Origin of the sequence: Natronolimnohabitans innermongolicus JCM 12255 (assembly GCF_000337215.1) — an archaeon.
Classification (GTDB): Archaea; Halobacteriota; Halobacteria; order Halobacteriales; family Natrialbaceae; genus Natronolimnohabitans; species Natronolimnohabitans innermongolicus.
In genome coordinates, this window is record NZ_AOHZ01000077.1 from 1 (window position 1) to 19,202 (window position 19,202).

Annotated in this window: 26 protein-coding genes; 11 read left to right on the top strand and 15 right to left on the bottom strand. The window is 64.9% G+C overall.

What is annotated here, in order from left to right; translation table 11 throughout:
* The 6 genes from ilvC to C493_RS16050 all read right to left on the bottom strand — a co-directional run.
* Nucleotides 1-638 (bottom strand): ketol-acid reductoisomerase (ilvC, locus tag C493_RS16025; protein WP_007260520.1); only part of this gene is annotated, 638 nt, incomplete at its 3' end.
* On the bottom strand, nucleotides 631-1,293 hold the full coding sequence (ilvN, locus tag C493_RS16030) for an acetolactate synthase small subunit (protein ID WP_007260521.1): 663 nt from the start codon (nucleotides 1,291-1,293) through the stop codon (nucleotides 631-633). The genes ilvC and ilvN, both read right to left, overlap by 8 nt.
* A complete protein-coding gene (ilvB, locus tag C493_RS16035) occupies nucleotides 1,290-3,116 on the bottom strand; it encodes a biosynthetic-type acetolactate synthase large subunit (RefSeq protein WP_007260522.1) in 1,827 nt (608 codons plus the stop codon). The genes ilvN and ilvB overlap by 4 nt, the downstream gene beginning before the upstream one ends.
* Before the next feature lie 349 nt (nucleotides 3,117-3,465).
* Nucleotides 3,466-4,713 (bottom strand): LeuA family protein, encoded by a 1,248-nt coding sequence (locus C493_RS16040; protein ID WP_449289430.1) that lies wholly within the window; start codon nucleotides 4,711-4,713, stop codon nucleotides 3,466-3,468.
* A gap of 333 nt (nucleotides 4,714-5,046) precedes the next feature.
* Complete coding sequence (locus C493_RS24160) at nucleotides 5,047-5,922, bottom strand: formyltransferase family protein (protein ID WP_049889421.1); 876 nt, start codon at nucleotides 5,920-5,922, stop codon at nucleotides 5,047-5,049.
* A gap of 106 nt (nucleotides 5,923-6,028) precedes the next feature.
* Complete coding sequence (locus C493_RS16050; RefSeq protein ID WP_007260525.1) at nucleotides 6,029-6,622, bottom strand: winged helix-turn-helix transcriptional regulator; 594 nt, start codon at nucleotides 6,620-6,622, stop codon at nucleotides 6,029-6,031.
* Nucleotides 6,623-6,896: 274 nt separating this feature from the next.
* Here C493_RS16050 and C493_RS16055 point away from each other — a divergent pair, with 274 nt between their 5' ends.
* Entirely contained in the window at nucleotides 6,897-7,352 is a 456-nt protein-coding gene (locus tag C493_RS16055; RefSeq protein ID WP_007260526.1) for a ferritin-like domain-containing protein, read from the top strand.
* A gap of 47 nt (nucleotides 7,353-7,399) precedes the next feature.
* Here C493_RS16055 and C493_RS16060 read toward each other — a convergent pair whose 3' ends face one another.
* Nucleotides 7,400-8,077, bottom strand: coding sequence for a class I SAM-dependent methyltransferase (locus tag C493_RS16060; protein WP_007260527.1), 678 nt, complete (start codon nucleotides 8,075-8,077; stop codon nucleotides 7,400-7,402).
* A gap of 140 nt (nucleotides 8,078-8,217) precedes the next feature.
* Between C493_RS16060 and C493_RS16065 the strand changes: the two genes are divergently transcribed.
* Nucleotides 8,218-8,508, top strand: coding sequence for a DUF5779 family protein (locus tag C493_RS16065; RefSeq protein WP_007260528.1), 291 nt, complete (start codon nucleotides 8,218-8,220; stop codon nucleotides 8,506-8,508).
* Between the two features lie 100 nt (nucleotides 8,509-8,608).
* Here the strand turns inward: C493_RS16065 and C493_RS16070 are convergent, their stop codons facing one another.
* Both C493_RS16070 and C493_RS16075 read right to left on the bottom strand, forming a co-directional pair.
* Entirely contained in the window at nucleotides 8,609-9,106 is a 498-nt protein-coding gene (locus C493_RS16070; protein WP_007260529.1) for a YciE/YciF ferroxidase family protein, read from the bottom strand.
* A 72-nt stretch (nucleotides 9,107-9,178) separates the two neighbouring features.
* On the bottom strand, nucleotides 9,179-9,868 hold the full coding sequence (locus tag C493_RS16075; protein ID WP_007260530.1) for a VOC family protein: 690 nt from the start codon (nucleotides 9,866-9,868) through the stop codon (nucleotides 9,179-9,181).
* 138 nt (nucleotides 9,869-10,006) lie between these two features.
* Here C493_RS16075 and C493_RS16080 point away from each other — a divergent pair, with 138 nt between their 5' ends.
* The 3 genes from C493_RS16080 (at nucleotide 10,007) to C493_RS16090 (ending at nucleotide 11,845) form a co-directional block, all read left to right on the top strand.
* On the top strand, nucleotides 10,007-10,402 hold the full coding sequence (locus C493_RS16080) for a DUF4878 domain-containing protein (RefSeq protein ID WP_152421185.1): 396 nt from the start codon (nucleotides 10,007-10,009) through the stop codon (nucleotides 10,400-10,402).
* A 236-nt stretch (nucleotides 10,403-10,638) separates the two neighbouring features.
* Nucleotides 10,639-11,322 (top strand): hypothetical protein, encoded by a 684-nt coding sequence (locus C493_RS16085; protein WP_007260532.1) that lies wholly within the window; start codon nucleotides 10,639-10,641, stop codon nucleotides 11,320-11,322.
* 79 nt (nucleotides 11,323-11,401) lie between these two features.
* Entirely contained in the window at nucleotides 11,402-11,845 is a 444-nt protein-coding gene (locus tag C493_RS16090; protein WP_007260533.1) for an MPN domain-containing protein, read from the top strand.
* A gap of 164 nt (nucleotides 11,846-12,009) precedes the next feature.
* Here C493_RS16090 and C493_RS24080 read toward each other — a convergent pair whose 3' ends face one another.
* A complete protein-coding gene (locus C493_RS24080; RefSeq protein WP_275039839.1) occupies nucleotides 12,010-12,135 on the bottom strand; it encodes a hypothetical protein in 126 nt (41 codons plus the stop codon).
* A gap of 116 nt (nucleotides 12,136-12,251) precedes the next feature.
* The gene (locus tag C493_RS16095) at nucleotides 12,252-12,461 is read right to left on the bottom strand and encodes a ribbon-helix-helix domain-containing protein (protein ID WP_007260534.1); all 210 of its coding nucleotides are present in this window, start codon (nucleotides 12,459-12,461) and stop codon (nucleotides 12,252-12,254) included.
* Between the two features lie 122 nt (nucleotides 12,462-12,583).
* Here C493_RS16095 and C493_RS16100 point away from each other — a divergent pair, with 122 nt between their 5' ends.
* Nucleotides 12,584-12,913: a DUF5789 family protein gene (locus C493_RS16100; protein WP_007260535.1), complete on the top strand. Its 330-nt coding sequence runs from the start codon at nucleotides 12,584-12,586 to the stop codon at nucleotides 12,911-12,913.
* A 24-nt stretch (nucleotides 12,914-12,937) separates the two neighbouring features.
* On the opposite strand, the gene aglJ is transcribed toward C493_RS16100, so the two are convergent.
* Nucleotides 12,938-13,960 (bottom strand): S-layer glycoprotein N-glycosyltransferase AglJ, encoded by a 1,023-nt coding sequence (aglJ, locus tag C493_RS16105; RefSeq protein WP_007260536.1) that lies wholly within the window; start codon nucleotides 13,958-13,960, stop codon nucleotides 12,938-12,940.
* A gap of 80 nt (nucleotides 13,961-14,040) precedes the next feature.
* Complete coding sequence (gene aglM / locus C493_RS16110) at nucleotides 14,041-15,336, bottom strand: UDP-glucose 6-dehydrogenase AglM (RefSeq protein WP_007260537.1); 1,296 nt, start codon at nucleotides 15,334-15,336, stop codon at nucleotides 14,041-14,043.
* 142 nt (nucleotides 15,337-15,478) lie between these two features.
* Here aglM and C493_RS16115 point away from each other — a divergent pair, with 142 nt between their 5' ends.
* The 3 genes from C493_RS16115 to C493_RS16125 all read left to right on the top strand — a co-directional run bounded on the left by C493_RS16115 (nucleotide 15,479) and on the right by C493_RS16125 (nucleotide 16,761).
* Nucleotides 15,479-15,856: a hypothetical protein gene (locus tag C493_RS16115; protein ID WP_007260538.1), complete on the top strand. Its 378-nt coding sequence runs from the start codon at nucleotides 15,479-15,481 to the stop codon at nucleotides 15,854-15,856.
* 105 nt (nucleotides 15,857-15,961) lie between these two features.
* Nucleotides 15,962-16,423 (top strand): hypothetical protein, encoded by a 462-nt coding sequence (locus C493_RS16120; protein WP_007260539.1) that lies wholly within the window; start codon nucleotides 15,962-15,964, stop codon nucleotides 16,421-16,423.
* Nucleotides 16,424-16,548: 125 nt separating this feature from the next.
* Nucleotides 16,549-16,761: a hypothetical protein gene (locus tag C493_RS16125; protein ID WP_007260540.1), complete on the top strand. Its 213-nt coding sequence runs from the start codon at nucleotides 16,549-16,551 to the stop codon at nucleotides 16,759-16,761.
* A gap of 77 nt (nucleotides 16,762-16,838) precedes the next feature.
* Here the strand turns inward: C493_RS16125 and C493_RS16130 are convergent, their stop codons facing one another.
* Entirely contained in the window at nucleotides 16,839-17,390 is a 552-nt protein-coding gene (locus C493_RS16130) for a nucleoside-triphosphatase (protein ID WP_007260541.1), read from the bottom strand.
* A gap of 64 nt (nucleotides 17,391-17,454) precedes the next feature.
* The gene (locus C493_RS16135) at nucleotides 17,455-17,703 is read right to left on the bottom strand and encodes a hypothetical protein (RefSeq protein ID WP_007260542.1); all 249 of its coding nucleotides are present in this window, start codon (nucleotides 17,701-17,703) and stop codon (nucleotides 17,455-17,457) included.
* Between the two features lie 194 nt (nucleotides 17,704-17,897).
* Here C493_RS16135 and C493_RS16140 point away from each other — a divergent pair, with 194 nt between their 5' ends.
* Both C493_RS16140 and C493_RS16145 read left to right on the top strand, forming a co-directional pair.
* Nucleotides 17,898-18,650 carry a fumarylacetoacetate hydrolase family protein gene (locus C493_RS16140; protein WP_007260543.1) on the top strand — a complete coding sequence of 251 codons (753 nt, stop codon included), beginning with the start codon at nucleotides 17,898-17,900 and terminating at the stop codon, nucleotides 18,648-18,650.
* Nucleotides 18,651-18,685: 35 nt separating this feature from the next.
* A complete protein-coding gene (locus tag C493_RS16145) occupies nucleotides 18,686-19,198 on the top strand; it encodes a hypothetical protein (protein ID WP_007260544.1) in 513 nt (170 codons plus the stop codon).
* Nucleotides 19,199-19,202: the final 4 nt, after the last annotated feature.

The following is a 19,202-nucleotide window of genomic DNA, read 5'->3' on the forward strand; positions in this document are numbered from 1 at the left end:
TTGACCAGCGAGGTGACGCCGCCACAGAGGACGGCCTGCTCGCCGAAGAGGTCCGATTCGACCTCTTCCTGGAACGTCGTCTCGATGACGCCGGCGCGGGTACAGCCGATCCCCTTCGCGTACGCGAGGGCGCGCCCCTCGGCGTCGCCCGTCGTGTCCTGATAGATCGCCAGCAGACCGGGCGTCCCTTCGTCGTTCTCGTAGTTACGGCGGACGAGGTGGCCCGGACTCTTCGGGGCGACCATCGTCACGTCGACGTCCTCGGGCGGCTGGATCTGGTTGTAGTGGATGTTCAGCCCGTGGGCGAACTGCAGCGTGTCGCCGGCCTCGAGGTTGGGCTCGATGGCGTTCTCGTAGACGTCGGCCTGGACGGTGTCGGGAACGAGCACGGAGACGTAACTCGCCTGCGAGACCGCTTCGGCGGGCGTCTCGACGGTCAGTCCGTCGGCTTCGGCGGCCGAGCGCGAGGACGAGCTCTCGCGGAGGCCGACGACCACGTCGACCCCGCTCTCGTGGAGGTTCAGCGCGTGGGCGTGGCCCTGGCTCCCGTACCCGAGGACGGCCACGGTGTCGTCGTCGAGCGTCGATACGTCTGCATCATCGTCGTAGTAGATGTCGGTGGTGAATTCGTCAGTCATCGTCTGCTGGATACTCCTGTTGGGTCTTCGTCTGTTCGGTTGCCGATTCGGTTGCGCTGAGCGCCGCCGCCGTCTCCTCAGTGCCGCGGGCGAGTGCCGTCGTCCCAGTTCGGGAAATCTCGCGAACGCCGAACTGGCCGAAGGTCTCGATCGCGGCCTCAATCTTCTGGCGGGCGCCCGTGATCTCGAAGGTCGCCGTCTCCGGGCTCGAGTCGACGGTCGTCGCGTCGTACATGTCCGCGACGGCGTTGACCTGCGCGGGGTCGTCGGCGTCGACTTTGATCAACGCCAGCTCCCGCTGCATCGCGTCGGGCTCGAGTTCGCGAACCGAGATCACCGGCACCAGCTTCCGTAGCTGCTTTTTGATCTGATCGATGCCGGGATCGGGCTCCTCGACGACGACGGTGATCCGCGCACGGTCGTCGTTTGTCGTGGGACCGACGGTCAGGCTTTCGATGTTGAACTGCCGCCTCGAGAACAGCCCCGAGACGTCCGACAGCACGCCGGGCTCGTGCTCGACGAGCGCCGAGATGACGGTCCGGCGCGGCTCGTGGGTCGCTTCGACCTCGGGATCGATGCGAATACCCTGCTCGTTCCGGCGGCCCGCGGGCGTCGGTCGCTCCTCGGGCGCCGGGCCCTCTAATCCGCGCCTCATAGCTGATCCTCCGTCAGTGCGAACTGACCGTTGTCGCCGCCGCTTGGCACCATCGGGTAGACGTTCGCCTGCGGGTCGATATGGACGTCGATCACCGACGGACCGTCGTAGGCGAGTGCCTCGTCGATCGTGTCGGCAACCTCGTCGTAGTCGTCGATGCGGAAGCCGGCCGCGCCGAAGGCCTCGGCGAGCTTGTCGAACTCCGGCATCCAGCCGTAGTCCGACGCCGAATGACGCCCTTCGAAGAAGGCGTCCTGCCACTGGCGGACCATCCCGATGTACTCGTTGTTGAGCACCGCGACGGTGATATCCAGGTTCTCGCGGACGGCCACCGAAAGCTCCTGTAGCGTCATCAGGAACGAGCCGTCGCCGTCGAAACAGACGACGTCCTGGTCGTCGTCGGCGGCGAGTCGCGCGCCGATCGCGGCCGGGAGTCCGTACCCCATCGTTCCGAGGCCGTGACTCGAGACCCACGTTCGCGGTTCGGTGTAGGTCCAGTACTGACAGGCCCACATCTGGTGTTGACCGACGCCGGTCGTCACGATCGTGTCGTCGTCGGTGGCCTCGTCTAGGGCCTCGACGACGAACTGCGGCTGTAGCGGCTCGTCTTCTGGCGCGTCGTAGGCCATCGAGTAGTCGGATTTCCACTGCTGGCACTGTGCGCGCCACTTTTTGGCCTGCGGCGAGTTCTCGATGGCCTCCTGTAGTTGCTGGACGACGGTTTCGGCGTCGCCGATCAGCGGATAGTCGGCGTGGATGTTCTTGCTGATCTCGGCGGGGTCGATATCGACGTGGATGATCTCCGCGTCCGGCGCGAACGTCTCGATGCCGCCGGTGAGTCGGTCGTCGAACCGGGTGCCGACGGCGATCATCGTGTCGCAGTGGGTGATCGCCATGTTGGCGTAGCCGGTGCCGTGCATGCCCGCCATCTCCATCGAGAGCTCGTGGTCCTCGGGGAACGAGCCGATGCCGGGCATCGTTGTGATGACCGGAATCTCGTGCTCGATGGCGAACTCGCGGCAGGCCTCGCTGGCCTCGCCTTTGATGACGCCGCCGCCGAGCAGCATCGCCGGGCGCTCGGACGTCTCGATCCGTTCGGCCGCGGCTTCGACGATTTCCTCGTCGGCGCGCTCTTGCACCTCGTAGGTGTCGGGCACCGTCGGCTCGTCGGGTTCGCGGTCGGTCTCGGACTTAGTGACGTCTTTCGGGAGGTCGACCAGCGTCGGTCCGGGACGTCCCTCGCGGGCGAGCGCGAACGCCTCGCTGACGTCCGTCCCGACTCGGTCGGGATCGCTCGCGAAGGTGTTGTCCTTCGTGACCGGGGTCGTGACGCCCGTCGTGTCCGTCTCCTGGAAGGCGTCGTTCCCGACGAACGCCGTCGGGACCTGTCCCGTCAGCGCGATCATCGGATCCGAATCCATGTCGGCGTCGGCGATGCCCGTAACGAGGTTGGTCGCGCCGGGACCCGAGGTTGCCAGACAGACGCCCGGTTCGCCCGAGACGACGCCGTAAGCGTCGGCCGCGTGGGATGCGCCCTGTTCGTGGGCCATCGTCACGTGGTAGATCTCGGAGTCGTACAGGGCATCGTAGACGGGCATGATCGCCCCGCCCTGGACGCCGAAGGCGTACTCGACGCCCGCGTTCTCTAGGGCGCGGACGACGGATTCGGCGCCGGTGGTGACCGGCGTCGGCTCCGACTCGCCGTCAGCGTCGGCGTCGCCGTCGACTTCCTGTGCCGCGTCCGGCGCTGCGCTGTCGGTGATCTGTTCGTCGTGCTGTTCGTCCGTGTCGGCTGGTGTGACCTTTGCTGCGCGTTCGCTCATCGATTACCTCCCGCTGCGTAGCGGTGCGTTGCTGTCGCCGTGACTGTCGGTGCTGCTGTCATCTGTTGGCTGTGGGGTCGCTGTGAAAACGCTGCGACGAATTCGAGACGGTGGCTGTGACTAGAGACGGGGCGTAGGCGCCCCTACAATACGAATCGAAGCGTACGCGGCGCTGGCGTCCGTCCGAAGACGTGTCGGCAGCGTCGCGCGAACCGTCATTATCGTTTTCGTAGGACGCTCGAGCGACATAACCCTTGCGAGTCTCAGGACGCGTGCAAGCGTTACCGGAGTGTGCACTCGAGCGCGACAGCAGGGGCTCGCGAACGGTGGCAAACGAGGAGGACATTCCTCAGACGCGCACCTCCTCTTCCGATTCGGACTGACGGTCGACGTCAGCCTCCTCGGCGAAGCGCTCCAGGTCGTCGACCGTGACGCGGCGCTTCTCGGCCCCGAAGTCTTTGACGCGGCGCGTGACCGCACGTACCTGCTCGTCGGTCGGCTCGAAGCCGAGTTCGTGCAGGCGTTCGCGGACCGAGTGTGTCCCGGTGTGTTTGCCCAGGATCAGGCGGCGTTCGGCGCCGACCATCTCCGGGGTCATCACGCCGGGTTCGAAGGTGTCGGAGTTCTCGATGACGCCGGCGGCGTGAATGCCGCTCTCGTGGGAGAAGGCGTTGTCGCCGACGACGGGCTTGTTGCCCGGCGTTCCCATCCCGCTTTTCTCCTCGACGACGTTCGAGAGCTCGATGATTCGCGTCGTGTCGATCCCGGTGTCGGTCTGGTAGAGCGACTCGACGGCCATCACGAACTCCTCGTAGGCGGCGTTGCCGGCTCGCTCGCCGATGGAGTTGACCGAAACCTGCGCCTGGTCGGCACCGGCTTCGATACCGGCCAGCGCGTTGGCGGTGGCCAGCCCGAAGTCGTCGTGAGTGTGGACGTCGACCCGCGCGTCGGTGTGGGCACAGACCTTCTCGATCATGGCCCGGAACCGGGTCGGGGTGGCGACACCGCAGGTGTCGGGGATGTTGATCCAATCGGCGCCGGCCTCGGTGACCGCTTCGATCACGTCGATCAGATACTGCTCGTCGGTTCGCGTCGCGTCCATCGGCGAGAACATGCAGGTAGTTCCCGTCTCGACGACGCGTTCGACCGATTCGACTGCGCGCTGTACGACTTCCTCTCTCGTCGCGTGCATCGAGTCCTCGATCTGGACGTCGCTGGTGCTGACGAACGTGTGCACCATTTCGACGCCCGAATCGAGGGCGGCTTCGATGTCCGCATCGACGACGCGGGCTAACCCGCAGGTCGTGGTCTGCGTCGATGACGCGATATCACGAACGGCCTCGAACTCCGCGTCCGAGTTGACCGGGAACCCCGCTTCGATGACGTGGGTGCCCATGTCGTCCAGAATGGACGCGATCTGCCGTTTATCGTCGTAAGAGAACGACGTTCCGGGCGATTGCTCGCCGTCACGGAGCGTCGTATCGAAGACACGTGCTGACTCTATTTCGTCAGTGGAATCTAACGTGCCCTGGAAGAACTCGACCCCCCTGACTGGTGTCAGAGGACGGGTTGTCTTGTGAAGACATTGTATCTGAATCCGACGTGCGACGACATATATAAACCTGGCGCTGTCGCGGGGGTCTTCCAGTATGTCACCATGATACACGCACTCGAGTGCCCGGCAAAACCGCCAGCAATCAACGACCTAATACACTCCTTATTACCTAATATCATATCTGTCTCGCGGTACGACCCGGTCCGTCAGCGCTCGAGTCACCCCGAATTTTCCGCCTGTCGGACAGCGTGGTCTCTGGCGCGCAGTGGGGTGGACGTTCAGGCGGGGGCTGTGGCAGAACACGATGGAAATACTGCGATTGTAGTTTTATTCCCCTTCGTTCCCTGGTTTTTAATATACCGTGCAGAACGCGAACTAGTTGATGACTGTCTGCTTGAGCCGCCCGACGAGGTTCTTCGCGGCGAGTGATGCGGAGAATGTAAGTCTTTGACGGTCCGTGTTGTAATACAGTTCACCGAGTTCGTCAGCGGACACGAGCGTCGGTTCGACCGTCGGGTCCTGTAGATTCTTGATCCCGTCCGTCAGTAGTCTAATCTGCATCGCACGGATGCGTTCTTCGATTTCCCAGAGCGTATAACAGGTGCGGATGTCGACCGTATCGAACGCGACGATTTCACCGCCGTCGACCGTTTCGTCTAACCGCTGTAACGTCGACCCGGCGGTCGCTTCGCCGTTGAGGAACAGTAGCTCTGGACCGAGTCCACGATACTTTCGAATGTCGGCGGGATGAAACCCGATGACGCCGTACTCGGGCGCGGTGAGGATTTCACCACGAACGAGGCGTGAGCCGAAATGCACGACCACATCGCACTCCTCTTCGACCCGGTCAACGACAGCACCGGGCAATTCGATCCAGGCGCCTTCTGACCGTGGTTCACAGGGAATACGTTTCGCGTCAGTGAGACATTCGACGTCTTCGACAGCACGTTGATAGGCGAGCGGTTCGTCGTGGCCGAAAATCCATCCGAGTTTCCGTTCGGCAAGGACCAGTGCCCACGCATCCCGTCGTCGCAGGAAATCAAGAAACAGTCCCATATCGACGAGACCGAGACAGTCCCTGGTGTTCAGTGCGACTGATTTAGCCGCTGGCTCGAATTCGTCTACGTAACTTACGACCAACGAGACGTCGACTCCTGTTTCAAACTGGAGGTGCTCTATCGCTCGCACTTGCCATTCCTCGAGATGAGAGTCAGTGAGTATTCCGACCGTCAGCGGTTTCGGTGGACCCATGGTGACGTTCTGCCAACGGGAGAGACCTTAAATATATTACACCACCGCCGATTCTCGCGTCCTGCACTGTTCGGTAGTTACACTGGTCGGTCCGGGGGGTCGGACCCTATTCGAGTGCGTCCCGATGCGACTCGTACTCGTCGACGTATCGCGCTTTGCAGGACGGACAGCAGAACGTCTTCACCTCGCCCTCGATCGTCGCCGTGACGCCGCCGTCGTCGATCTGCTTGTCGCAGACGACGCACTCGAGTGAGAACCCCGCCGCCGAGAGGCCGACCACGCGATCCGAACGCGCGAGCAGCGTCACGTCGTACCCCGCCAGGTGTGCGAACTCGACCTCGGACTCGAGCCAGGAGCGGGCGTTCGCGTCCGGGGCCGTAGCGTACACCAGCACGCGGCCGTCCATCCCCTCGTAGATCGCGTCGACGCCCGACAGATCGGCCGCGCTCGCGTAGACCTCGTCGACGGCCTCGGGACGGGCCTCGAGTTCGACCAAAACGGGGACGTCGCCGCGGAGTTTCTCCCGGTCGACGTCGATCGTAAAGCCCTGGATGATTCCCTGCTCCTCGAGGCGCGCGATCCGGTCGGAGACCGCCGGCGGCGTCAGGTCGACCCGGTCGGCGATCTCCGTGTACGAACGGCGGGCGTTCTCGGTGAGCAGTTCGAGAATCTCGAGGTCGGTATCGTCGAGGTCGCGCATTATTCGTACGGCGTGGTTGGGCGACCGGAGACAAGAGTGTACGGAGTCAGCGGATCTGCCGTCCCGCTGTATCGCCACCTCGCAGACTCCGCTGTGCCGGCGCACTCGCGGGGCACGTCGCGACTGCGTCGATTCGCCGGACGGGGGTTCGTTTCGGTCGTCGTCACGGCGCCACTCGACGACGAGCGCCACGAGCGCCGGCGGACGCAAACGCTGTCGGGCAGGCACGCGCGGGTGTCACATCTTTTTGGCTCCGAGGTGGAGTCGCCTCTAGATGACGTCAGACGAGATTACGGACCTCCTCACGGAGGCCTACGTCGACGAACTCGAGACCGTAATGAACTACCTGACCAACGCCATCGTCCTCGACGGCATCCACGCCGAGGAGGTCAAAGAGAGCCTCGAAGACGACATTCAGGAGGAGCTCGATCACGCCCGGATGCTCGGCGAGCGACTGAAGCAACTCGACGAGTCGCCGCCCGGCTCGGAGGGGTTCGAAGCGAGCCAGCACAGCCTTCAGCCGCCCGAAGACACCACCGACGTGCAGTCGGTCATCGAGGGCGTCCTCGAGGCCGAAGACGACGCGATCGAGACCTATCGATCGCTCCACGAGGCCGCATCGGAAGCCAACGACCCCGTGACCGAGGACGTCGCGGTCTCGATCCTCTCGGACGAGGAGGCCCACCACACCGAGTTCCGCGGCTTCCTGAAGGAGTTTCCACAGGACTGAGCGGTGAACGGAACGGAGCGACGCGTCGCGGGGCGTCGGGGCGACGCTCAGCGATCTGGCCGTTCCGACGCCGGCCGAAACGCGCGGACGGTGTCTCGCTTGGTCGACCGGACGTCGATCTCGACGAACCCTCGTTCGGTGAAGATCGCGTTCCAGTCGCGGTGATAGAGCGGGAAGTCGCCGTTGACGTAGCTGACGTTCGACCCGTTCGGTCCCGCGGGATCGGCGTCGCTGGCATCGCCGTCCTCGCTGGCGGTCGCGTTCTCGCTTGGCTCCTCGTTTTCCACGGTGACGAGCAGGTCACTCGTGATCCGCGCCAGCTCGTCGTAGACCCAGTCGACGTCCGGGTGGAGGTGTTGCAGCGTCTCCACCGAGTAGACCGCGTCGAACGCGTCGTCGTCGAACTCGGTGACGACGTCCTCGATCGGGGCGACGTGGAACTCCCCGGCGGTCGCGAGGTCGGGATACGTCTCGGCCATCACGTCGATCGCGTCCTCGTTGAGTTCGATTCCCGTCAGGTCGTCGAACCCGTGCTCGCGGAGGTGCGAAAGGTGTCGCCCCGAACTGCAGCCGAGTTCCAGAACGGACGCGGACCGATCGAGCGACTGCTCGACGATGTCGCGGACGGCCTCGCTCGCCTCGTTCGGTCCGTAGTAGGCGTAGTACTCCGGCGAATACTCCCCGGATCGCTCCGCCCAGTGGCGCCGAACGTCGGTATAATTCACAGTTAGTAGCCGCGGCGCAGCCGTAAAGTCCCTCGGACTCCGCGGTCGACGTCGTCGTCTCGCAGCGTCGCGACCGGTCGCGAGCCGCGACACCTCGAGAGAGGCGAACGTTTTTCTCGTATCGGTTCGACCCACCCCCTATGAGCGAATTCGACCTCGACCTCCGCGCCGTCGAGGAACACATCGACGAGGAACTCGACATCGAGGGCAGCATCGTTCTCGGCGTCCTCGACGGAACGACGCCCGCCGACGAGTGGCTCGAGACGATCTCGAAGGGCAACGTGTTGGTCCTCAACGTCGACGGTAACGTCAACGAACTGGCCTCCGGCTTCGCCCGCGACGTCAAAGAATCCGGCGGAAGTCTCGTCCACTTCCGCGGCTTCCTGCTCGTGACGCCGCCGGGCGTCGACGTGAATACGGAACGACTCTGAGCACCGCTCCGGAAACGGCTTTGCCGAACCTGAGCCGATCGAAAAGACGCCGTCGACGACGTGTCGCCGGCGCGCGCCGCTCTCGGTACAGCAGGCCGTCTCAGTCCGCGGCCTCGAGTTCGTCGTAGTCGAACTGCTCGCCGTACTCCGAGAGCGTCTCGAGTTCGTCCTGTTCTTCCCGCAGCGTCTGCTCTAGGGTGTCTGCGGCGTCGTCCATCCCGAGCTGATCGGCCATCGGAATGAGGTTTCCGTAGGCGGCGATCTCGTAGTGTTCGGACTTCTGGCCGGCGGCGATGTTGAACCGATCGACGGCCTCGTCGCTCGGATCTTTCCCCATGAACTCCTCGTGGGCCTCGATCATCCCCTCGACGACGGGATCCTCCTCGGCTTCGGCCTCGGCGTCCAGCTGGTCGAACACCTGTTCGATGCGGTCGACGTGCGTCTTCGTCTCCTCGCGGTGCTCGGCGAAGCCCGACTGGAGCTCCTCGTTCGAGGACGTCTCCTCGAGTTCCTCGAGGGCGTCGACGAGTCGCTGTTCGGTGTAGTAGGCGTGCTTCAGCCCGGATACGAAGAGGTCTTCGGTTGAATCGATGCTCATGTCTCCGTCCGAGGGAACACTCCTGCGTTCGATAAGCGACGGGCTTGCACTGACGTGTACAGCCGAGCGATACTAGCGGTGCGCGAACGTCACCACGTGGCCGTCCGGATCCCGGACGACGACGCGCTCGTCCGAGACGTGATCGACCTGCCGGACGTCGTCGGAAACGGCCTCGAGGGCCGCCGTCGGCTCGCTGGTCTCGAAGCCGAGGTCGACGTGGACGCCGCCGCGGGCGTCGGCGATGCCGAGGTGGGGCTCCCAGAGCTCGAGCGCCATCGGACCGTTCATGCGGATTCGCTTGCGGTCGTCGCCGACGTCGGCCGTCTCGAAGCCGAGTTGGGTGTAAAACGCCTCCGCGCGGTCGAGGTCCTCGACCTCGAGGACGACCTCGAAGACGCCGTCGATACCCGGTCCCTCGCCGCCCTGTTGTCCGAGTTCGACGCAGTTGCCGTCGGGATCGTACAGGTACAGCGACTTCGCGGGGCCGAACTGGGCCTCCTCGAGGTCGTAGCCGCGGCCGCTCAGGCGGTCCCACCAGTCGTCGTACTCGTCGTCGGGGATCGAGAACGCGTAGTGGGTGTGGAGCCCGCCGCGGGGGACGCCGTCGGGTCGGCGGCACACGAGGTCGGTCTCGCCGGCCGCGAAGACGAGTTCGTCCTCGCGCTCGGCGGTGCAGTCCATCTCCAGCGTCTCCTCGTAGAACGAGCGCGCGTGCTCGAGATACTTGACCTCGAGGGCGAGCCAGGACAGCCCGGTGAGCATGCGATTACGTACGTTCGTCGTGGCTATTGGTTTTGGGATTGCAACACCCTGCAACGGGTGGCCATTTCCGATAGTATGCGCAATTTTTGTCGCTGATGGCCAAAACAACTAATTACTGACTATCTCCACAGGAGAACGATGGACGTAAATCGACGTCACTGCCTCGCAGCGCTCGGTAGTATTTCAACTGCGGCTCTGGCCGGTTGTACCAGTTCGATTCCGGGCGTCGGAAGCGACGACCCGGGAGACGTGGTCGAAGACTACGTCTCGGCACTGGACGACGACGACCGCGAAGCGGCGAACGACCTGATCCATCCCGACGCCGAAGAGGGAGAGATTCCCGAGGATGAGTGGGAATTCATGCAGCAGTTCTTCGACTCGGTCGACGTCGAGATTCTGGACGTCGACGAGGACGACGACGAAGCGACTGTCGAAGCTGAAGTTACGTTCGAATACGACGACGAATCGGAGAGCGACGAAGAGGAGTTCGAACTCCGAACGCACGACGACGAGTGGTTGATCTACGACGACTGAAAATCCACTTCGTCACTGACATCACCCGTTACACACCGGTCAGAACGTCGTTCTGTGGCCAGATATGTGGTGGCGACAGAGGGCCACCGCGGTTATCCGATACTGACAGATGGGAGCTCGTTTTAGCTGGAAATGAGGACGCTAAGCCCCCGTCCTCGAGAAACCGCCGAAGACAGCGAGTAGGCAGGGGTAGTTCACCGCCAGCCGTTATATTCGTCGCGACCGTACGCCCCGATATGACATTCCGCACCGACGAGCGCGCGCCGGAGTTCCGCGAGATCGACCGCTTCGACGGCGGCGTCGGCTGGATCGCCCACCCCGACGAGGCGATGCAGCGAGCGAGCCACGCCCTCGAGATCGCCGGCGAGGTCTGGCTGATCGACCCCGTCGACGCGAACGGTCTCGACGAACTGATCGCACCGCTCGGCGACGTCGCCGGCGTCGTCGTCCTGCTCGATCGGCACACGCGCGACGCGGAGACGCTCGCGAACCGGTACAACGTTCCGGTCTACCTGCCGCGCTCGTTCGAGGGAGTCTCCGAGGAGATCGACGCGCCGGTCGCCCGCTTTACGAACGAACTGTCGGATACCGGCCTCGAGGCGCACACGGTCGTCGACAACCGATTCTGGCGGGAAGTCGCGCTCTACGATCGCGATCGCGGGACGCTCGTCGTCCCCGAGTCGGTCGGGACGGCGGAGTACTTCCGGGCCGGCGACGAGCCGCTCGGCGTGCATCCGATGCGGCGACCGACGCCGCCGCGCGACGAACTGGGTGGCTTCCGTCCCGAGCGAATCCTGGTCGGTCACGGCCCCGGCATTACCGCCGACGCCGCGAACACACTCGAGGAGACGCTCGAGAACGCCCGGCGCGGGATTCCGCGCGTCGTCGCGAGCACGGCCCGGAGCGCGCTGCCGTTTTGAGTTCTGGGCCCCACCGCGGGACGTCACGAATCACGATCACCGGGCACACAACTAATTACGAGCGCCGCGTACGACGGGTGTGGTCTACATCACGCGCGCGCTCGTCGACGTCCTGCTCGATCTGGCTAGCGACGCCGATCCCGACCGCGTGGCGACCGGCGTCTCGATTACGCCCGCAGGCGAACTCGAAGGGGCCGACGAACTGCCTTCGGATGCGCCCGTCTTTACGGATTTCTACCTTCCGGATCCCGGCAATCCAGTCAACGCCGTCTTCGGCGTCGACCTCTCGACGCCCGCCAGGCAGGCACAGGGCCAGTTCGTCTCCCACCCGGTTCGGGAACTCGAGGTGACCAAGCGCGACGACCTCGCGGAGGTCATTTTCGTCGCCGTCCCGCCGTGGGAACTCGACGAGCGCTCGTTCGCCGCATTCGACCGCCGCGGCGAGCGGCGAGCGCTCGAGGTCGTCGACGCGCAGGCGCCGGACCGATCGCTCTCGGACGTCGAGTGGAAGCGCGGACGGTGATCCGACGCGTCGTTCGCGGTGGTTCGGCGCGGGGTCGAATCAACTCGGATCGACTCGGTATCGTCGATTGCGGGAGCGTCGGTAGCTACTCGTAAAAAAGCGATCCGACAGGGGGAGCGACGGGACCGTCGTCGCCGTCACGGATCGTCACCAGCCAATAGCCGTCAACCGCCGGTCGGCGTCGGATCGTCGCCGCTTCCGATTAGGCGGTCGATGATGCTTCGATTCGACTCGCCGCGATCCTCCTCGGAACCGTCCGTCGGCGTCGGGAAGTCAGGGACGTGTGGCATGCATCTCGACCTCCGTGGGAGGCTCGTCCCTCGAGACGGATACGCACACCGCCTGTCGTTGACGGCGGCGTGCTCGTCGGCGGTCTGTCCGCTCGCGGAAGCGACGGCCGGTCGCGTTACTCGAGGTAGCCCAGTCCCCGAAGCTGTTCGGTGATCTCCTCGAACTCGGCCTCGGTGAGTTCGCCTTGCTTCTGGTGCTGGATGACGATGCTGCGAAGCAGGAACCGCGTGAGGTCGCTGGTCGACTGGAAGCTGGTCCCTTCGATCGTCTCCTCGACGCGGTCGGCGAGATCTTTCGGAATCGAAACCGTCGTGTACTCGGTCATACGCGATACTCCGTCGCCGCCCCCAAAGGCGTGTCGACAGCACCGCTTCGCCGGGGCGACGTCCCGTTCACGCTGCGTCGGTCTTCGTAGCGGTTTTGCTATCGGATCCCCTACTCGAGCGTATGGGAGTTCGGCCACCCTCGGGCGGAGACGACGACGAACCGGAGAGCGTCGAGTTCGGCATCGCTGCCGTCGACGCGAAACTCAAACGCGCGGACCTCTCGTTTCCGGCGTCGAAAGACGACGTCGCGGCGGAACTCGGCCACGAGCAGGTCTCCTACGACGTCCACGGCAACGACGTCGCACTGGGGGAGATCCTGTCCGAGGTCGACACGACGGAGTTTCGCTCGCGCCAGGAACTGCTGAACGAACTACACGGGCCGTTCGAGGAGTATCGACAGAACAACTCCGGCGGCGTCTTCCAGCAGATGCGGTCGATGCTGCCGTTCTGAGGACGCGTTCGAGGACGTCTACTTCTACTCGTCGTCTCGGTCGTGGTCTCGGTTCTCGCGCGTGATCTGCTCGAGACGACGTCGCTGCTCGCGGTGGAGCGAGAGCAGCATGTCCGAGAGGACGCCGAACATGAGCAACTGGACTCCGAGCAGGATGGCGGCCGCCGAGACCATCGCGAGGATCTCGTGGCCCTGTCCGTACTGCACCCACTGCCAGAGGACGTACGAGGCGACGACGCCGCCCGAGAGGATGCCGGCGACGCCGAAGCTGCCGAAGTAAAAGAGCGGATTGTTCGTCTTCGCCAGCGAGTACAGCGCGAGGATGATCGTGCCGCCGTCTTTGAGCGGGTGGAGGTTCGTCTCCGATTGGTCGGGGCGGGCGCCGTAGCTGATCGGAACGACCGTCGTGTCGACGCCGTGTTTGACGCACTCGACGGCCAGTTCCGTCTCGATCGTAAAGCCGTTCGAATCGAGCGAGAGTCGCTCGAACGAGTCGACGGTAAACGCGCGATAGCCCGAGAGGATGTCGTCGTAGTCGGCGCCGTGGATGAACCGGAACGATTTGTTTATCAGCCGGTTGCCGAGTCCGTTGAGGGCCTTCATCGCATCGTCGTCCATGTCGGCAAAGCGGTTGCCGATCACGTGCTCGTAGCCCCGCGAGAGCGGCTCGAGCATCGTGTCCGCGTCGGCCGGATCGTAGGTGCCGTCGCCGTCGACCATCAACACGTAGGGTACGTTGACGTACTCGAGCGCCTCGCGGACGGCCTGGCCCTTGCCGCTGCCGGACTGGACGAGCACGTGGGCGCCGCGTTCGCGAGCGATTTCTCTGGTCGCGTCGTCCGAGTCGCCGTCGACGACGAAGACGTTCGTGTAGCCCGCTTCGTGAAAGCCGTCGATGACGTCGCCGATCGTCGCCGCCTCGTCGAGCGTCGGAATGAGGACACAGACCTCATCAGCGGAGATATCGCGCGTCTGCGGGCTCATGGCGATGACCTCGCCGCTACCCACCGAGATGCGCTCGTCCGCGCGAACCGCGTCATTGTCCATCGGGCGGCATTCTCCACCGTGAGCGCAAAAGGCTACTGATTGACTCCTGAACCAGTTATCCTGACGTGCCGCGCGCGTCGCTACCAGGTCAGCCCCTCGTAGACCTCGAGGGCGTCGCGGTCGATATCGACCCGGCGGCCGTCGACGACGATCCGCTGGGCCATCCCGTCGAACGCGAGGTCGTCGAACTCGGGCCAGTCGGTCGCGACGACCGCGCCGTCGGCGCCCTCGAGCGCCGCGGCGGCTGAATCGGCGTACTCGACCTCGAGACCTGGATGTTTCTCGCGGACGTTCTCGACCGCGACGGGGTCGTAGGCGACGGGGCGCGCACCGCGTTCGAGGAGGTAGTCGAGGACGTCGAGCGCGCGCGACTTGCGGATGTCGTCGGTCCCGGGCTTGAACGACAGGCCGAGCACCGCGATGCGTGCGCCCTCGAGCGAGACGTAATTCTCGAGCAGGTCGACGAGTCGCCGCGGCTGGGCGTCGTTGACCGCAACGACCGCGTCGAGCAGTTCGGGGTCGTACCCCTGTTCGCGTGCGCCGGCGCGCAAGGCGTCGACGTCCTTGGGGAAACAGGAACCGCCCCAGCCGAGCCCCGAGCGCATGAACTGCGACGAGATGCGGTCGTCCAGGCCGACCGCCTCGAGGACCTCGTAGGCGTCGGCGCCGTAGGCCTTGGCGACGTTGCCGAGTTCGTTGACCAGCGAGACCTTCGACGCGAGAAAGGCGTTGTTGGCGTACTTGATGAGTTCGGCCTCGCGAACGTCGGTCTCGACCAGATCCGTCTCCTCTCGGGAGAGGATGGGATCGTACAGTTCGCGCAGCGTCGCCGCTGCGCCCTCGCTGGTCGTCCCGACGACGACCTTGTCGGGCTCGAGAAAGTCCTGCACCGCGGTCCCCATCCGGAGGAACTCGGGGTTCATCGCGAGTTCGATTCCGTCGCCGACCTGCGTTCCGGACTCCGCCTCGAGGAGCGGTCCGACGACCTCCTCGGTCGTGCCCGGCAGGACCGTGCTCTTGACGACCACGAGGTGATCGTCGTCCTTCTCGGCGAGCGCGCGTCCGAGCGACTCCGCGCCCGCCCGCATCGGCGCCAACTCGAGGCTGCCGTCCTCGGCTTGCGGGGTCGGGAGACAGAGGAAGGTGACGTCGGTCTCGCGAACGTCGGCATAGTCGGTCGTCGCCCGGAGACTCGAGCCGCCGTGTTCGGCGATGCGTTCCTCGAGACCGGACTCGTGGATCGGGGCCTCGCCGGCGTTGATCGTTTCGACGATCCCCTCGTCGATTTCCACGTTAACGACCTCGTGGCCGAGGTCCGCGAGACAGGCCGCGATCGTCGTCCCGACGTAGCCGCTGCCGATGATGGAGACGTGCATGCTGGTGGGCACAACCGGGGGCCGTTAGATCTTTTTGGGTTCGTCTCACTGTCCGACCGACCAACAGGTCACCGTCGCCGACGGAGTCGACTTCGAGGAGTATACTACAAGAACCATATCCGAGTAGTTCAAACGATCGGGTATGTCTGCAATCGACGAACGGACGACGACCCTCGGACTCGGAATCGGCGGCGTCCTCGCCCTCATCGGAATCGTCGCGTACGTGCTCTCGGACTTCGCGAGCGTGACGGCCCTCATCCCGACCGGTTTCGGCGTCCTGATCGCGATACTCGGCGCCGTCGGGCGCGACGATAACCGACGGCGAACGGCGGTCTACGGCATCGGCGCGCTCGCCACCCTCGGCGTGCTGGGATCGCTGCGGGCCGTTCCCGACCTGATCGCGCTGGCGTCCGGCGAATCGGTCGACTCCGTCGTGGCGACGCTTTCCCAGGGGGCGATGATCGCGTTCTGTCTCGTCCTCGTCGCCAGCGTCGTTCGGGACGTCCTGGACGCGCGCTGAACCGGTGAGATTGGTGTCGCTCGAGGCTCGGACCGGTGCTCTTCGCACTCGAGTCGCCGAATCGACCGAGCAGGTTTTACCGTTCTCGCGTCCAAGGGCCAGGTAATGGTCGAGGAGGAAACGACGGCCGAGGACGATCCGACGACGATCCAGTCGCTCGCGCTGTCGCCGGAGGACGTCGTCAACGCCTACGCCTACACGCGGGAGAACCCCGGCGAGGCCGTCCTGCGGGCGACGCCGCCGTTTCACGGCCGAATGCGCGCACGCATCCACGTCTACCACCGCGACGACACCGAACTGACCGGCGCCGTCCACGTTCGTCCCGACGACCTCATCGAGGACGACGTCTGCGCCGCGTATCCGAGCCTCGAGGACGCGCGCTCGGCCGCCGACAGCGATCCCGCGAGCGGCGGCGACGCTACCGACGAGGAGACGGAGCGACTCCGCAAACGCCACGCCGATGCCGTCGAACGGTGGCAAGCCCGCGCCCGCGACGCGCTGGTCGACGCCGTTGCACTCGAGACCGACGCGGGGACACACCGCGTCGCGGTCAAACGCGTCGGCTGATCGGCGGCACCCCGTCGTCACTGCGTTCATCCACCGAGAATTTCAAGTAATACCGACTCTCTCGAGTACTTTCACTTTCACTCCGGGTGGATCGCATTGACGTACCGTCGCTCCAACTGGTAGGTATGACGCTGATCGTCGACCGCACCGAAGACCGAACCGACGGCGCTAACCGACGCGATACCGGCTCGCTCGAGTCGGAGCCCGACCGGCGCCGAATCGACGTCACCGATCTCCACGCCGATGGGATCGAGTCGTTCGTCGATTCGAACGTCGACACCGACCGCGTCTCCCTCGAGCACCGCGGCGGACGGACGTATCTCGTCCTCGAGGACTGAGTCGGCGGTCATCGTCATCACACGCGCCAGCGAACCCTGTTACGCGACCCCTGTCACCTGGGAGTGGGGGCGGCACGCTATCGGGGCCGGAGGCTCGATTGGACCCATCGAACGAGCGCCGTGGGGATCCGTTCCCGCGTCTCCGGCTCGACCACGAACCGCTCCGTATCCGTCCGCATTTTTATCGCGCCGAGAACCCCGGCCGTCGCATCCGCTTTGATCGCCGCCAGCACCGGCGTCGGCGACTCGAGCGCCCGGCGGGTCTCCCGCACGAAATCCTCGCTGGAAAGTTGCATCGGTGCGATTTCGTCGATGACGACGCAGTCGGCCGTCTCGATCGCGGTCGGTAGCGCCGTCGTCGCGAGGCGATCGACCGCGTCGACGTCGACTCCGTACGCGCCGACGGTGGGATTGTCGTCCCCGTCGAACGTGACGTGAGCCATCAGTTCCCGCTCGCCGCTCGCGAGGTCGACGATCTCGAAGCCGACTCGTTCGCCGTCCTCGCGGATCTCCGGACTCGAGAGGCCGCCCACGGAAACGTCGTCCTCGCGAAGCCGCGAGACGGCTCGCTCGAGAGCGGTCGTCTTTCCGCTGCGCGGCGGGCCGGTGACGAGCGCGTTTGTCGGCATGAAACGGACTCTCGTCGTGCGTCTTGGCGCCCGAAAACCGAAATTGCTTCGCGATCGAACCCGATCAGAAGCGCTGCAGCCGAACTTCGTCGCCGGTGATCTCCTCGATGTGATCCTCGTCGAGGTGGTAGCGCTCCATGCCGTCGGCGACGTCCCGGTCGCGGGAGAGTCGCGACTTGATCGACTCGCTCATCTCCGCGCCGGGTTCGACGTACGCGACCCCCGTTCCGACCTCGTCGATGATGCCAACTTCCTGTCCGTTCGTGTTGACGACTCGTTTCCCCTCGTCGTCGACGGTGAGGTTAGCGCACATGGATACTCGTTTCGTCGGATGGTGGGTATACTTCGGCCCTCCATGTGCCTGTCTCGGATGGCGGTCCGGCGTCGACCGCGCTGTCGGCCGGTCGGTCTCGTCGCCGTGACTCGAGCGAACGGGGGCGACTCGAGGGGCACCGTCGGAACGACGGAACCGATACCACTAATCGGGCGGCGGCGACACTGCGTTGCATGAAACTCGCGCGGATCGCGACCGACGACGGACCTGTTTCGGGCAGATACGAAGACGGCGTCGTCCACACCGACGACGGCGCGTACGAAGTCGACGACGACCGGGCGTTTCTCCCGCCCTGCGAGCCGTCAGCGCTGTACTGCGTCGGGCGCAACTACGCGGCCACGCTCGATCAGATGGAGTACGACCGACCCGAGGAACCCGACTTCTTCATCAAGCCGCCGGCGTCGCTGCTGGGCCATCGCGACCCGATTCCGTACCCGGAGTTCACCGACGAACTGACCTACGCCGGCGAACTCGCGGCCGTCATCGACGAACCCTGCCGGAACCTCACCGAAGACGAGGTGTCGGACGTCGTCCGCGGCTACACGATCATGAACGACGTGGACGCCCTCGACCAGCAGGGGCGGACGGCTCGAAAGGCGTTCGACGGCTCCGGCCCGCTCGGTCCCTGGATCGAGACCGCGGTCGATCCGTTCGAAATCGAGATGTGGACCGACGTCGCCGGCGAACGCCGCCAGGAGGCCGGCACCGAACTGATGCTGTTCGATCCACACGAGATCGTCGCCTACCTCTCCCGTCGGTTCACGCTCCAACCCGGCGACGTCATCGCCTTCGGCAGCCCGGCCAATCCGGGACTCGTCGAGCCGGGAGACACCGTCGAAATCTCCTACGAGGGCGTCGGCACGCTGCGGAATACCGTGGTCGACTCGAGCGAGCGCGAGACACCCACTCGAATAGGGCGGAGGTAGAAAGTCACTTGAGTACGCCGTCCGTCCCCAGATCCGTGAGCGCAGACGCTACACGCCGCGTCGAGGTCTACCCCGACTGCGAGGCGGTCGTCGAGTTCGATCCCGACCTCACCTTCGAGTGCGTCGAGGACTGCACCTGGTGCTGTCAGCACGGCGTATTGCTCTACGACGACGATCTTCTGGAACTCGCCCAGCGCGCGAATCTGGCGGAGACGACGACCGATTTCCGCGGCGAGAAGTTCGTCACGCGCGAGCAGAAGGACCGCGAGACCCACGTCGCCGACGACGGCTGCGCCTGCGCGTTCCTCCGGGAGGACGGCCTCTGTTCGCTGCACCTCGAGGAGGACTGGAAACCGACCCGCTGTTCGGTCTTCCCGCTCGGCGTCTGGCTCGAGGACGGCGACCTCCACGTCGACATCCGCGACTCGGCCCACGACCACTGCGACGGGCTGAACGTCAGCGACCGGCGCGTGATCGACAACCTCGAGGCCTTCCTGCCGGAACTGCTGTGGGAACTCGAGAACCCGGATTCGGATCGCGAACTGTAAGCCT